This window comes from bacterium (assembly GCA_035559435.1).
Taxonomy (GTDB): domain Bacteria; phylum Zixibacteria; class MSB-5A5; order WJJR01; family WJJR01; genus JACQFV01.
Window position 1 is genome coordinate 72,862 of sequence record DATMBC010000065.1, and the last position, 14,225, is coordinate 87,086.

11 protein-coding genes are annotated in these 14,225 nt (G+C 63.1%); 10 read left to right on the forward strand and 1 reads right to left on the reverse strand.

Annotation, left to right across the window (positions count from 1 at the left end; all coding sequences use genetic code 11):
- The first annotated feature begins 5 nt into the window (after positions 1-5).
- From purH to VNN55_08025, 8 genes are all read left to right on the forward strand, one after another.
- The gene (gene purH / locus VNN55_07990; protein HWO57491.1) at positions 6-1,625 is read left to right on the forward strand and encodes a bifunctional phosphoribosylaminoimidazolecarboxamide formyltransferase/IMP cyclohydrolase; all 1,620 of its coding nucleotides are present in this window, start codon (positions 6-8) and stop codon (positions 1,623-1,625) included.
- A 128-nt stretch (positions 1,626-1,753) separates the two neighbouring features.
- Positions 1,754-2,983 (forward strand): bifunctional phosphopantothenoylcysteine decarboxylase/phosphopantothenate--cysteine ligase CoaBC, encoded by a 1,230-nt coding sequence (gene coaBC / locus VNN55_07995; protein HWO57492.1) that lies wholly within the window; start codon positions 1,754-1,756, stop codon positions 2,981-2,983.
- A 93-nt stretch (positions 2,984-3,076) separates the two neighbouring features.
- The gene (locus VNN55_08000) at positions 3,077-3,748 is read left to right on the forward strand and encodes a uracil-DNA glycosylase (GenBank protein HWO57493.1); all 672 of its coding nucleotides are present in this window, start codon (positions 3,077-3,079) and stop codon (positions 3,746-3,748) included.
- Between the two features lie 21 nt (positions 3,749-3,769).
- On the forward strand, positions 3,770-4,840 hold the full coding sequence (locus tag VNN55_08005) for a sugar phosphate nucleotidyltransferase (GenBank protein HWO57494.1): 1,071 nt from the start codon (positions 3,770-3,772) through the stop codon (positions 4,838-4,840).
- A 14-nt stretch (positions 4,841-4,854) separates the two neighbouring features.
- Positions 4,855-5,493 (forward strand): L-threonylcarbamoyladenylate synthase, encoded by a 639-nt coding sequence (locus tag VNN55_08010; protein HWO57495.1) that lies wholly within the window; start codon positions 4,855-4,857, stop codon positions 5,491-5,493.
- A gap of 17 nt (positions 5,494-5,510) precedes the next feature.
- Complete coding sequence (locus VNN55_08015) at positions 5,511-6,032, forward strand: low molecular weight protein arginine phosphatase (protein ID HWO57496.1); 522 nt, start codon at positions 5,511-5,513, stop codon at positions 6,030-6,032.
- On the forward strand, positions 6,029-6,928 hold the full coding sequence (locus VNN55_08020; protein ID HWO57497.1) for a DUF3108 domain-containing protein: 900 nt from the start codon (positions 6,029-6,031) through the stop codon (positions 6,926-6,928). The genes VNN55_08015 and VNN55_08020 overlap by 4 nt, the downstream gene beginning before the upstream one ends.
- 204 nt (positions 6,929-7,132) lie before the next feature.
- Complete coding sequence (locus VNN55_08025) at positions 7,133-8,089, forward strand: hypothetical protein (GenBank protein HWO57498.1); 957 nt, start codon at positions 7,133-7,135, stop codon at positions 8,087-8,089.
- Positions 8,090-8,487: 398 nt separating this feature from the next.
- On the opposite strand, the gene VNN55_08030 is transcribed toward VNN55_08025, so the two are convergent.
- Positions 8,488-10,983 carry a T9SS type A sorting domain-containing protein gene (locus VNN55_08030; protein HWO57499.1) on the reverse strand — a complete coding sequence of 832 codons (2,496 nt, stop codon included), beginning with the start codon at positions 10,981-10,983 and terminating at the stop codon, positions 8,488-8,490.
- A 643-nt stretch (positions 10,984-11,626) separates the two neighbouring features.
- On the opposite strand from VNN55_08030, the gene ftcD reads away from it, so the two are divergent.
- Together ftcD and VNN55_08040 are read left to right on the forward strand one after the other, a co-directional pair.
- The gene (ftcD, locus tag VNN55_08035) at positions 11,627-13,177 is read left to right on the forward strand and encodes a glutamate formimidoyltransferase (GenBank protein ID HWO57500.1); all 1,551 of its coding nucleotides are present in this window, start codon (positions 11,627-11,629) and stop codon (positions 13,175-13,177) included.
- Positions 13,178-13,199: 22 nt separating this feature from the next.
- On the forward strand, positions 13,200-14,225 hold a 1,026-nt coding region (locus tag VNN55_08040; GenBank protein HWO57501.1), incomplete at its 3' end, for an MXAN_6640 family putative metalloprotease.

A 14,225-nucleotide genomic window follows, 5' to 3' on the forward strand; every position in this document is an offset into this window, starting at 1 on the left:
ATCCGATGAATCCCCCCACCGCCGCCGAGTCCGGCGCCATGACCGCCGCGTCCGCCGCCCCCGATTTCGTGCGCGTCCGGCGCGCCGTGCTCTCCGTCTACGACAAGACCGGCATCGTCGAGTTCGCCCGCGCCCTGACATCCCACGGGGTCGAGATTATCTCCACCGGCGGCACATTGAAGGCGCTGCGCGACGCCGGTCTCGCGGCCACCTCGGTCGAGGACTTGACCGGCGTCGGCTCGATGTTCGATGGCCGTGTCAAGACCCTGCATCCGATCATGATGGGCGGCATCCTCGCCCGCCCCGGCCATCCGAAGGACCGCGACCAGATGCGTGAGCATAACATCGCCGCCCTTGAATTGGTGGTGGTCAATCTCTACCCGTTCTCCAGGGCCGCCGATGACCCCAACGCCACGCTGGCCGAGGCGATCGAACTGATCGACGTCGGCGGGCCATCGATGATCCGCGGCGCGGCGAAAAACCACGCCACCGTCGCGGTGGTCTGCGATCCGGCCGATTACGCCACCATCACCGCCGAGCTGAACGACCACCAGGGACAGACCACACTGGCCACCCGCGCCCGTCTGGCGGCCAAGGCGTTTGCGATCACCGCCGCCTACGATGCCCGGATCGCCGCGTATCTTTACGATCGCTTTTCCGGCGAGGAACAGGGCGTCTTCCCGGCGGTCTATATCCCGCGTTTCACCCGGATGGCCTCGTTGCGCTACGGCGAGAATCCCCATCAGCAGGCGGCGATCTACGCCGCCGATGAGGCGCCCATTTCGCTGGCGCGCGCGCGGGTGCATGGCGGTAAGGAACTCTCCTACAACAATCTCAACGATCTCGATGCCGCCTGGCGGATGGCCGCCGACTTCGCGCAGCCCTTCGCCGCCATTTTTAAGCACGCCAGCCCCTGCGGCGCTGCGGTCGCCGGCAACATCCGCGACGCCTACCTCGCCGCCTATGACACCGATCCGCTCTCGGCCTACGGCGGCATCGTCGCGCTCAACCGTCCGGTCGACCTCGATTGCGCCCGGGCGCTGGATGAGACCACCTTCCTGGAATGCATCCTCGCGCCCGGCTTTGCGCCCGATGCGCTCGATTTGCTCAAGCAGAAAAAGACCCGCCGCTATGTCGAAGTGCCGACCATGAATCTCAGGGAGGCCCTGCGCTTCCGCATGCGCGATGTCGTCGGCGGCCTTCTGGTGCAAAGCGAGGACACCGCCGTCGTCGGCGCGGAAAACCTGCGGGTTGTGACCCGCAAACAGCCGACACCGGCAGAGATCGAGTCGCTCCTGCTGGGACGCATCATGGTCAAGCATGCCAAGTCGAACGCGATCGTCCTGGTCAGGGGGAACGCCGCGGTCGGCTTCGGCGCCGGGCAGACATCGCGCGTCGATGCGGTGCATCAGGCCATCAGCAAGGCGGGAGAGAGATCGAAAGGCGCGGTGCTGGCCTCCGATGCCTTCTTCCCGATGGCCGATGGACCGGAGGCGGCCATCGCCGCGGGCATCACCGCGATCATCCAACCGGGAGGCTCCAAACGCGACCCCGACGTCATCGCCGCTTGCGACGCCGCCGGAATCGCCATGGTCTTCTCCGGCGTACGGAACTTCCGGCACTAAGCCGCGTTGATAAAGGCGATGGCCGGCTGATGGCGCCGTTCACCTCCGGGGTCCTTCGCATGCGGCGCGGACCATCGGGGGACCGTCACGACACTCACCGGCGCGGGGAAACAGCCGATAATCCGACTATGGCACCGCTGAAAGACCGTCACATTCTGCTGGGCATCTCCGGCGGCATCGCTGCCTACAAGACGGCCTACCTCTGCCGCCGTCTGAAGGATGCCGGCGCCGATGTCTGGGTCACCATGACCCCGCATGGGGCGAAATTCATCACGCCCCTGACAATGGAGACCCTCTCCGGACGCGATGTCTTAATCGACATGTTTCCCGCCGAGCGGTTTGTCGGCACACGGCACATCGATGTCGCTCAGTGGGCCGAGCTGTTCCTCATCGCGCCGGCGACCGCCAATCTGATCGGTCGCTACGCCAACGGCCTGGCCGATGATCTTTTGACCACGCTGCTGATTTCCACCACCGCGCCGGTCATGCTGGCGCCGGCAATGAACACCGAGATGTGGTACAACGCCGCGGTGCAGGAGAACCTGCAGCGCCTGCGCCGTCGCGGCACGCTGTTCGTCGAACCCGGCACCGGTGAGCTGGCCTGTCACACCGTCGGTGTCGGACGCATGGCCGAGCCGGAGGAGATCCTGCAGGCGGTGCTCGACCACTTCAACGCGCGTCATCCACGCGATCTGGTCGGTTTGCATGTGCTGGTCACCGCCGGGCCGACGCAGGAGCCGCTCGATCCGGTGCGCGTGATTACCAATCGCTCATCGGGCAAGATGGGCTATGCAGTCGCGCAGGCGGCCGCCGCCCGCGGCGCCGCCGTCACGCTGATCAGCGGCCCCACCGCGCTGCCGCGTCCGGCAGTCTCCGAATTCGTCCCGGTGCAGACCGCCGCGCAGATGCACCAGGCGGCGCTGGCGCGTTTTGATCGCGCCGACATCACCATCGGCGTCGCCGCCGTGGCCGACTGGCGCCCCGCGCATCCCAGTGACACCAAGCTCAGCAAGGACGCCGGCGCCCCGCGGATCGAGTGGGAGCCAACCCCCGACATCCTCGCCGATCTCGGCGCGCGCAAGCGCCCGCACCAGATTTTGGTCGGTTTCTCGCTGGAGACCGATTCGCAGCGTCTTGTCTCCAGCGCCAAGCTGGAAAAGAAAAACCTCGATTTGCTGGTTGCCAACAATCCCACCCATCCCGGCTCCGAATTCGGCGGCGACACCAACGACGCGATTTTCCTCACGCGCGACAGCGCCCCGGAGGAGACCGGCGTTTGTCCCAAACTTGAACTGGCGCACCGCATCTTGAGTCGCGCCATTGCCCTGCGCGGCGTTCGTCCGGCCCGCGTCGTCTGATCTCGCCCTGATCGTGTCCGCGATCACGCGCCATTGCCCGCGCGCGCGATCCTTCATCTTGACAGCCCCGCCCCGCTTGCGTACCAAACATCCATGGAAGAGACTCCGGCCGCGATGGCGCGCGCCCTGCGCCAGGCCCTCGACATGGAACCGACCATGGAACTGTTCGCTCCGGCGGGGGAGAAGCGGCGCGCCGCCACGCTCACCGAACTGTATGACCGCATCCACACCTGCACCAAGTGCCCGCTGGGGCACACCCGCACCAATTTCGTCTTTGGCGTCGGCAATCCCCGCGCCGAGATCATGTTCATCGGCGAGGCGCCGGGACGTGATGAAGACCTGAAGGGGGAACCGTTTGTCGGTCGCGCCGGCCAGTTGCTCGACAAGATGCTGGCCGCGATCGATCTGGATCGGACCCAGGTCTACATCGCCAACATCCTCAAGTGTCGTCCGCCCGACAACCGCGATCCGCTGCCCGAGGAATCCGAGGCCTGCCTGCCGCATCTGGCCGAGCAGATCCGCCTGATCGCCCCGCCCTTCCTCGTCTGTCTCGGGCGCGTCTCCGCGCAGATTCTGCTCGATACCAAGACCCCGATTTCCAAACTGCGCGGCCGCTGGTTTGAGTTCGGCGCCTCGCGCATGCTGGTCACCTTTCACCCGGCGGCGCTATTGCGCAACCCCGAATGGAAGCGCGACTCCTGGGAAGACCTCAAGGACCTGCGCCGTCAATATGATCGTTACCACGGACGCGCGTCGAAGTTTTAGCGGCCGCGCACGGGACACCCTATGGATCATGCCGTCATTCTCGCCGGGGGACACGGAGAACGCTTCTGGCCCCTGTCGCGCCGCCAACGCCCCAAGCAGCTTCTACCGATCCTCGGTGATCAGTCGCTCCTGGAAACCACCATCGAGCGCATCAAACCCGATTTCCCCGCCGAGCGGACCTGGGTGGTGACCAGCGAGGAGATCGGCCACGCGGTGCAGGAGCGAGTCACCTATCTGCCGAAGGAGAACGTGCTCATGGAGCCGCGCGGCTGCAACACCGCGCTGGCCATTGGCTGGGCCGCGGTCGAAATCGCCCGCCGCGATCCGGAGGCCACCCTGGTCGTGCTCTCCGCCGATCACGCCATCGAGCCGGCGGCGATGCTGCGCCGCATCCTCCGCGAAGGGATCCGTCTTGCCAAGGCGGAAAACAACCTCGTCATCATCGGCATCAACCCCTCCCGTCCCGAGACCGGCTACGGCTACATCGAACTGGGGCCGCACTTCGCCTCCGCCGACGGCATCAATTCCTATCAGGTCGAGACCTTCCGCGAAAAACCCGACCGCACCACCGCGCAGGATTACTACTACGGCCGCCGGCACCTCTGGAACGCCGGCATCTTTGTCTGGACGGTTAAGACCCTGTTGGAGGCGCTCGAGAAGCACTGCCCCGGCGTCTACCAACCGTTGGCACAGTACCGCAAGTCCGGACGCGACAGGCAGGCGCTGGCCAAACTCTACGAGACCGCCGAGAGAATTCCAATCGACGTTGCCGTGCTCGAACGCGCAAGCAACGTTGTCGCCATCAAAGCCGACCTGGCTTGGGACGATGTTGGCTCCTGGCTGGCGCTCTCGCGGTTGCGCAAGGCCGATGTCGACAACAACGTCCTCGTCGGCCGGGTGGTCGAGATGGAAACCTTCGACACCACCGTCTACAACGACACCGATGACCTCATCTGCGCCTTCGGCGTCTCCGACCTGGTCGTCGTGCGCACCGACAAAGCGATCCTGGTCGCGCACAAAAGCCGCATCGATGAAATCAAACGGCTGATGGAACGGCTCAAGTCCGACCCGCAGTGGGAGCCCTACCTCTGACCCAGGCGGCCGGGATGATCATTCCGCTCGACCGTTACAACCCCGAAGCCGCCGTGGGCCCGCTGGTGCGGCATCTGCGTCGTCGGGGGGCCGCGGTGATCCCCACCGAAACCCAGTATGCCCTGGCCGCTGATGCCACCAGCGCGGAGGCGGTCGAACGCGTGCGGCAGATCAAAGGACGCGGCCCCGGCGCGCCGTTTACCATCTTTCTGACGGGCGTCGATGAACTGGCGCGATGGCGTATCGGTTGTCCTCCCGCCGCGCGGACACTGGCGGCCGCCTTCTGGCCGGGGCCGCTGACATTGATCTTGCCCACCGTCAACCCAACCTTCAAGTTGTTGGGGGGCGATGGACGATCGGTCGGGGTGCGTGTCTCCCCCGAACCGCTGATTGCGCGTCTGCTGGCGCGGCTGGGCCATCCGCTGCTGGCCACCAGCGCCAACCCCAGCGGCATTCTGTTGAACCCGCGCGCGGAAAACCGCTGGCTGGTGCAACAGGCGCAGGCGCGACGGCTGGTCTGGGCGCGTCCGACGCGCTACCGTCGCCGTGCCGCATCGACCATCGTCGACTGCACCGGATCCCGTCCGCGGCAGTTGCGCCCCGGACCGGTGACCCAACAGGCCTGGAACGACGCCATGCGCCGGGCTGTTTAAGTGACAACATGAATCGCATGCCCGAACCTGATCCGCCCGCCGCCGGCTCGCGTCCCTATCGGGTCTTGTTTGTCTGCACCGGCAACACCTGTCGCAGCCCGATGGCCGAGGGAATCCTGAAGAAGGCGCTGGCCGAACTGCCCGACAACCCGGTGCGGTTCGATGTCCGTTCCGCCGGAACCGGCGGCATGATCGGAGCTCCCGCCACCGACAACGCCATCGCCATCTGCGCCAGGTATGGCATCGATCTCTCCGCGCACCGCTCGCAGGCGGTGACGCCGGCGCTGTTGCAGGAGTCCGATCTCGTCCTGGCCCTGTCGGAGGAGCACCACGAATCCTGCATCAATCTCGGCGCCGATCCCGATCGGGTCTTTCTTCTGCGCGCCTTTCCGAATGCGACGTTCGATCCGCGGCGCGACTCGATCCGTGATCCGATCGGCGGTGACATGAATCGCTACGAGCAGGCCTTTTTCGAAATCGAGGAGGCGATCCGACGCGCTCTGCCGGGGATCCGGCAACGCGCCGGCGTCGCATCATGACCGCGCCTGCCACCGAGCGCTCCGCGCGGCGCCTGTCGCAGATGGCGCTTCTGGCATTGGCCGCGCTGGCGGTGTGTCTGTTGATGGCCGATCCGTATGCGCCGCCCTTGCGCGCCGCCGATCAGAATGAACCCGCCGATACCGACACCGGCAAGCCGGTCAATGAACTCCCCGAAAGTCTGACCGTCGGCACCGGCCCCTGGCCGCCCCGTCCGGTCACCAACTGGGCCTTCGGCGTCGGCGAGTCGCTCACCTATTCGATCGGCTGGGAGAAGATCAATGCCGGCACCGGCGCCATGTTTGTCGGCGCCCCGGTCGACACTTTTGGACGGCTCTGTTATCCGATCGTCTCCACCGTCAAGTCCAACGGCTTTGTCTCTACCTTTTTCAAGGTCGATGACCGGGTCGAGACATTCATGGATGTGCGCGAACTCTATCCGCTGCACTTCGAAAAGCGCCTCCATGAGGGACGCTACCGCTCCAACCGCCGCATCCGCTTCGATCCCGAGGCCGGCATGGGGTACACGCCCAAGGACACGTTCCCGGTGCCCCGCTATGTCCTTGATGATCTCTCGCTTTTGTATCATGTCCGGACGATGGAACTGGTGCCGGGCCAGGACATCGAACTGGACATCTATTCCGGCAAGAAGCTCTACCGGTTGACTGTCAGGATCATCAAAAAGGAACGCATCAAGGTCAAGGCCGGGGTCTTCAGCACCGTAGTGGTCGAGCCGCTGTTGCAGGCGGCCGGCCTGTTCAAGCACGAGGGTAAAGTGACCGTCTGGCTCACCGATGACCGTCTCCATCTGCCCGTCCTGATGAAAAGCAAAGTGGTGGTCGGCTCGATCATCGCCGAACTCGAAGACTACCGCCTCGGGCAGATCCGTCGCTACTGATCCGCGCGTCCGCCAAAAAAGATTGCTTCGTCGGCCGCAAAGAACGCGCCCTCCTCGCAATGACGGGGCGTTACGATCCCGTCATTCCAGGCCGGCGCTGCCCCAAAGATCCTAAGCGCAGTCGATGGCCGCCGGCTTGGAATCTTTGTTCACTTCCCACCCATCCTCTTGGCTTTCCCCGCGCATTTGCTTTCCTTTCCACCGATGCCCAATCGACCGACACACACCCCCGATACTCTCCGCGGCCTCAAACGGGTTAAGGCCGCGCGGCGCGACTCGCTGGTCGATGTCACCCGTTTCGCCAAACCGCTCGACTCGGCCGACCGTCTCGCCGAATACCTCGATGCGCTTCCCGGATTCCTCAAAGCCAACGACTGGCGCGCCTTGCTCGATGCGATTGTCGCCGCCCGGCAGAACGACAAGCCGATCTTCTGGTTGTTCGGCGCGCATGTGCTCAAATGCGGCCTCTCGCCGGTGATCATCGACCTGATGAGCGATGGACTGGTCGACCTGGTCGCCTTCAATGGCGCTGGCGCCATTCATGATCTGGAAATCGCCTTCCTCGGGCGCACCTCCGAGGATGTCGCCGCCGGTCTGGAGGATGGCCGTTTCGGCATGGCCGAAGACACGGCCAAATGGTTTGCGGGAGGCGTGAAAACCGCGGCTCGCTACGGCGTCGGGTTGGGGGAGGGCGTGGGGCGCTACATCATTCAGAAACATCCGCCGCATGCGGTTTATTCGCTCACCGCGCAGGCGGTGCGTTATGGCATTCCCGCGCTCGTCTTTCCCGCCATCGGCGCCGAGATCGTCGCCCAGCATCCCGAATACGACGGCGCGGCGGTGGGGAAGACCGGCCATCTGGACTTCAGGATTTTCGCGGCGCAGTGCCGCCGCCTCCATGACGGCGGCGTGGTGTTGCACTTCGGCTCGGCGGTCATCCTTCCCGAAGTCTTCCTGAAAGCGCTGACCGTCGCCCGCAACCGCGGCAGGGTGACCGGCTTTGTCACCGCCAATTTCGACATGATCCAGCACTACCGCCCCAACACCAACGTCGTCAACCGTCCCACACTGCGCTCCGGCAAGGGCTACTCCTTCACCGGGCATCACGAACTGATGCTGCCGCTCCTGGCCTGGTCGATCAAATCGCGGCTGGGACTGTAACTCGAGTCTCGATCCCGCATTGATCGGGAGGGCGAGGCTTCCGCCGAGCCTGCTCTTCCGCCGTCGCCATCGAGAGCAGACGTAGGGTGGGTGCAAAGAGCGCACCCTCCCTACAGGACTACCTCCCCAACACCAACGTTGTCAACCGCCCGACGATACACTCCGGCAAGGGCTACTCCTTCACCGGGCATCATGAGTTGACGCAGCCGCTGCTGGCGTGGTCGATCAAGGCGAGGATGGAGGGTTGACGATTGAAGAACGCTTCCCTTGTGTCGCTGTGATCTGCTTCACAGAGGACTTATACCTCCAGGTCAGTGCCCATACCGGACGCACAAGAAAAGGGCCGCCGAGAATCCGGCGGCCCATTGCTGCACATGCGATGGTTGTCAGAAAACAGGTTATCTCAGAAGCATCATCTTCTTGGTCGAACTGTGACCGTTGGCCTCCAGCCGGTATAGGTACACCCCCGAAGCTGCCAGCGAGCCAAAACCGTTCCGACCATCCCAGGTCAACCGGACTTGTCCCTCGTCGCCGCGGCCTTCAAATTGGCGGATCGGCTGGCCAAGAACATTGTAGATAGTGAGATCCCAGTCTGAGTTCTCACTTAAGTCAAATGAAATGACTGTTCCTGCATTGAACGGGTTCGGAAAATTCTCATGGAGCCGGAATGCAGTCGGCATTTCGTCTGTTGCTGTGCGAAGAACTGGTTCATATCGTCCAACCGCCTTCACTACAAAGTCGCGTTTCATGCCCGGATCAGTCAGCCCAGGTAGTTCGAATTCGAAAGTGGCGATGTCTCCTTTGTGGAGAACCATAGCCGACGGATCTGAGCCTTGATCTACGGGTTCTTCTTGCTGGGAGCCACGAAGCACAGAAACACTCGAAGCTCGGACCAACTGAACCATGGGTTCTTCTTGAACGAGGATGTGGTACGGTACAGAATTCACCGCATATGGCCCCAGCCACGAGACCCGATACGTAACCAGATCCGTTGAACTGGCTGAGAAGCCCGGCACTACGAATCGACTTGAGGGATTCTCCCTTGGCGGCAGCGCGGCGGAAGGGGACCATAGACCATCCGACGTAAGCAATTCCACCGTCAATTCCGGCTTCGAGCGGGTCGAGTTTGATGCCACCTTTTCGACCGGGTGGCATCGGTCCTTGGCCGCTGCTGGGAGAAAGATCGCACCCTGATGTGCCCCGTAGGTCAACACCAACGACCCACTCTGTGGGGCTTCATAGTAGGAATCATCAAATGTAACCAACTCCGACAGTCGATCGTTGCCATCCTCGTCAATCGCACTCATTGGCGGCTGCCCTACAGACTCACAGAGTCTTACATTGCCTTCCGGGTCGCATGCCATGAGCGTTCCGGACGAGTGATCGACGACCATGATTTCGAGATCCCTCAAATAGGTGACTTCGTCCTCAAGTTCACGCAACTGAAGTGTCAATCGTTCCTGATCGCGCGGAACCGGCGCAGTGATAGGATAAAGATCGGTGACCTCCTGTGTATAGCCGAAGCGTTCACAAGCCGTTAGCAGGGGATTCTCCTCAGCATACCCGCTCTCGCCGAGGACGAAGAGAACTGGGCAAGAGGGTGGTGGCGGGGAATAAGGCTTCTCCACCCAGAACCAGCGGACCTCCGACCAGTTACCCCAGATTGCGCAGGAGGGGGCGTCGGATCGCTGATTTCTGGCGCGAACGCGCCAATACCAGTCCCCGAAACTGAACGCTGGCCACTGATCGGCATCCCAGTTGGAAGCCGACAAATCAGACGCGGAGCGTTCGATGGAGTAGAAGCCGTTGCTGCCACTCACCTCGATCATATACGTGAGAATGCAGCCCGGCCCAGGGCTAACATCCGACCAATCAAAGTACGGGTTTCCGTCGGTGGTGCTGATCCCATTAAAGGGAGACATCAACAGCGGCGCGTCGGGCTGGGGCAGAGGCCCAGAAGAGACGCTCGTCGACTGGCTATTCGATGTCGATCCGCAAGGCGCGGTGGCTGTCAATCCAATATCGCAGGGACCGCAGAACCCAGACGGAGCTGTCCAAATGGTGCTACTGTTGTCAGGCGGATTGAAGCTTCCACCGCAAGAAGAGCTCCAACTCCAACCTGTCGGGTTTCCCGGGGCACTCGCGCTAAGTGAGTATATTTGCCCCGCCTCCACTGTGCCTGGCAAACCCGTAATCGAAGGTATGCCGGGTGGCCCGCCTACGATAGTCCATTCGCCCCCGTTGGCCCCCCAGCAATCGGTCTCTGCCCGCGCGATGACTGCGCAATCCCCAGTGAATCCTGCGGGTGGCGTCCATCTGGTGACATTGCTGGACGGGGCGCTAAAAGTCCCGATTCCAGACGGGTTTGTCGTCCAATGCCAACTTACTTCACATGGTGCTGAAACAGACGCAGACAGGTCATAACCCTGCCCTCCGCATACAGCCTCAGGCACTCCCAAGACCGTGACGGGCTGCGGCGAGTCATTGGGGAGGATCGTCACATGCAAAGTCGCCTCATCCGACAAGTCGCCGTCGTAGACTCTGACCGTCATATGACACTCGTATGGAATGCATCCGGAAATAATAACAGGGGGCACGATATCGATCATGTGTCCGATGCCGAAAGGATTCAAACTTGCCCAGCAGCAGTTGCCCGGGTTGCACTCAGACAAGGAAAACATCAATTGGTCGTCGCTCGATTCGGCATCTTCCGCATAGTCCCACAGGTCGAAACTGTCGGTGCAACCTGCCGTTACGACGATCTCGGGCAGCTCAAGGAAGTAAGGCGCCGTGTTCTGCGCATAGCCATTCATGGGGGCAACGCCCGCCAACAAAACAACAATCACGGCGAATAGTTGGCAGTTCACGCCCGCACGCTGATTGGAAGTGCTCACGACCACTCTCCTCTCGTGACTTACTTCGTTTCCGTTGAGCCGGCGAGGCGTCCGCCAGCCGGACTGAGTATGCGAATGGCTAGTGCTCGGGCGCGTGCCTTCGGCCTAGGGTGATAGGGAGCGACCTGAACTTTAGTAGGGGAGAGAGCCTCCGGATGTCAATCGAATTTCGCTGCTTGAGTTGCGTCAAGATGAGTTCTTGACCTTCAGGATAGCTACTGCCCTATTCGTCGTTGTAACTCATTGTCCGCCAGTCATACTTGCGATGCATGCTCCGGACTTCCCGTTGATCTGAGAATTAAGCGGCCGCCCGTTTCGGACGACCCGCTCCGAGCGCGAAGAACGAGGACGATTGAATGGGAACTTGCCGATTGGCCGGCGTGATGGCCCCGCGCGCCATCATTGGATTTGGCGCACCCGCCCTTGTACGACAATCAGTACGATTCCTTTTGAGGAGGGCGATGCTTCCGCCGAGCCTGCTCTTCCGCCGTCGCCATCGAGAGCAGACGTAGGGTGGGTGCAAAGAGCGCACCCACCCTACATGGCGCGACGTTCGCTTCTGCAAACACCCATAGCCCCAAGCCCCGCCATGCGCTATCTTTATGGTCTGGCCCAAACGGCCAGCCACAAAGGACCGCATCTCATGCCCGCACTCGTCGAATGCGTCCCGAATTTCTCCGAAGGACGCCGTCCTGAAATCGTCGATGCCATCATCGCCGCCGCCTTGACCGAAAACGGCGTTATCCTGCTTGACAAGGAGATGGACGCCGACCACAACCGTTCGGTGGTGACGTTGGTCGGCGCGCCCGAACCGGTGGCGCGCGCCGCCTTCAATGCCGTGCGCAAGGCCGCCGAACTGATCGACATGCGCACCCACAAGGGCGAGCACCCGCGCATGGGCGCCACCGATGTGGTGCCGTTTGTGCCGATCGCCGGACTCACACTGACCGACTGCGCCACCCTGGCGCGTCAGCTGGGCCAGCGCATCGGCGAGGAGCTGGCGATCCCGGTCTATTTCTACGAGGCCGCCGCCACCCGTCCCGACCGCGAAAACCTCGCCGATGTCCGCCGCGGCGAATACGAGGGCATCCGCGACACCATCCAAACCGACCCCAACCGCCGCCCCGATGCCGGCCCGGCGATCATGAATCTCAAGGCCGGCGCGACCGCCGTCGGCGCGCGCATGCCCCTGGTCGCCTACAATTGCTATCTGGCCACCAACCGCCTCTCGGTCGCCAAAGAGATCGCCAAGGCGATCCGTTTCGGCGGGGGCGGGCTGCGCTACTGCAAGGCGCTTGGATTTGAGATTAAGGACCGCGGCTGTGTCCAGGTCTCGATGAATCTGGTTAACTACGAGAAGACGCCGATTTTTCGTGTCTTCGAGATGGTGAAATCCGAGGCCCGGCGCTGGGGGACGTATGTCACCTCTTCCGAAATCGTCGGCCTCACCCCGGCGCAATCGCTCTATGATGTCGCCGCCCATTACCTGCAGTTGGAGCGCTTCTCCTCCGAGCAGGTGCTCGAGGAAAAACTGCGCCGCGCGGTCGAGGCGCAGGCGCAGTCAGCCGGATGGACAGTCTTCGCCGACAGCGTCGCCTCCTCCGCGCCCGCGCCGGGCGGGGGAACGGTCTCCGCCGCCGCGGGGGCCCTGGCGGCCGCGTTGACCGCCATGGTCTGCCGTCTCACGGTGGGGAAGAAGAAATACGCCGCGGTGCAGTCCGAAATGGAGGCCGTGCTCGCCGAAGCCGAGACCCTGCGCGCCAAGCTGACCCGCCTGGCCGACGATGACGCCAAGGCCTTCGACCGTGTGATGGCCGCGCGCAAACTCCCAAAGGACACTCCCGCCGAAGTCACCGCCCGCGACCAAGCGATCGACACCGCCACCCGCGAGGCGGCGCAAGTGCCGCTGGAAGTCTGCCGTGCCGCCTGCCGCGTGATCGAGCTGGCCGCCATCTGCGCGGAGAAGGGCAACGCCAACGCGGTCTCCGATGCGGGGGTCGCCGCGCAGATGGCCCATTCGGCGATTGTCGGCGCCGGGCTGAATGTGAAAATCAACATGGCGGGATTCCCCGATGCCGCCTTCCGTGAACAGATGCTCTCCGAAGCCGGGGAACTGCTGACCCGTGGCCAGAGTTTAAGCGACAAGGTCCTGCGGACGGTCCATGCCCGCATCGACAATCCGGAAACCGCCTAATCGATCCTAACAGGAGCTTCCCTTGCGCCGTCACGTTTCATCGGTCCTGCTGGCCCTGTCGGTTCTGCCAACGCTTCTGGTCTTTGTCCCCGCGGCCCGGGCCGCCGATGCCGCCTACGAGCGCGACTTGATCTCCCGTCTCGAGGCCGCCTTCGCGCCCGCCGGTTCCGTGATCGTTGATGGCATCCCGGTCCACCGCACCTGCGCCTCGCCGCTTCTGCTCGAGACCCGGCTGCGCTGGCCCGATCTGTCCGCGGCCACGCGCGCGCAGATCGCCGGCGTGGTGGACTTCGACCGTCCGGCGCTCCCCGAGTTGTATGACACACCCGATGGCCTCTTCCGCATCCACTACACGCGCACGGGGAGCGATTCGGTCAATCTCTCCTTCGGCATTGGGCCGGGGAATGTCCCCAACTATGTGCTCAACTGCGCGGAGATTCTGGAACGCGTGGTCGCCAAGCAGATCGACACCCTCGGGTTCCGTTTTCCGGTCTCCGATCAGATTCCGCGCCCCGGCGAGAATCCACGGTTCGACATTTACTTCGTGTCGTTGGCCAATTCCTTTTACGGCTTGACTTATCCCGACACGCTGGTCAACAACGGCCCCGGCAATCCGTGGTGGGCCACCAGTTGGATGGAACTGCACAGCGACTACACAAAACTCGCCGGATATGAGAGCCGCCCCTTCGACGCGATGGAGGTGACCGCGTCGCATGAGTTCCACCACGCCAGCCAGTGGTCGTATGACGCCTTCGAGGCCGAGGAGCGCGTGGAGGGCGGCAGTCTGAAAAGCTTCCCCTGGTGGCTGGAAGTCTCCGCGACCGCGATGGAGGAGATCGTCTTCGACGATGTGAACGACTACTACGGCTACCTGCCGTTTTGGTTCAACAACCCGAATGTCTCGCTGCGCGCCTTCTCCAACAGCGCATCGGTCGATGGGTTGCATCCCTACGCGTCGGTGATCTGGGCGCTCTATCTGGCCCAGACCCAGGGGCCGGAGATTCTGACGGAAATCTGGGAAGAGGCGGGCGAAGTCGACGGCTTCAAC

What these genes read in the sequence shown, in the direction of transcription:
- VNN55_08005 (HWO57494.1), top strand. Translation starts at nt 3,770, where the DNA reads ATGGATCATGCCGTCATTCTCGCCGGGGGACACGGAGAACGCTTCTGG.
- VNN55_08000 (HWO57493.1), top strand. Translation starts at nt 3,077, where the DNA reads ATGGAAGAGACTCCGGCCGCGATGGCGCGCGCCCTGCGCCAGGCCCTC.
- VNN55_08025 (HWO57498.1), top strand. Translation starts at nt 7,133, where the DNA reads ATGCCCAATCGACCGACACACACCCCCGATACTCTCCGCGGCCTCAAA.
- ftcD (HWO57500.1), top strand. Translation starts at nt 11,627, where the DNA reads ATGCCCGCACTCGTCGAATGCGTCCCGAATTTCTCCGAAGGACGCCGT.
- VNN55_08020 (HWO57497.1), top strand. Translation starts at nt 6,029, where the DNA reads ATGACCGCGCCTGCCACCGAGCGCTCCGCGCGGCGCCTGTCGCAGATG.
- VNN55_08010 (HWO57495.1), top strand. Translation starts at nt 4,855, where the DNA reads ATGATCATTCCGCTCGACCGTTACAACCCCGAAGCCGCCGTGGGCCCG.
- coaBC (HWO57492.1), top strand. Translation starts at nt 1,754, where the DNA reads ATGGCACCGCTGAAAGACCGTCACATTCTGCTGGGCATCTCCGGCGGC.
- purH (HWO57491.1), top strand. Translation starts at nt 6, where the DNA reads ATGAATCCCCCCACCGCCGCCGAGTCCGGCGCCATGACCGCCGCGTCC.
- VNN55_08015 (HWO57496.1), top strand. Translation starts at nt 5,511, where the DNA reads ATGCCCGAACCTGATCCGCCCGCCGCCGGCTCGCGTCCCTATCGGGTC.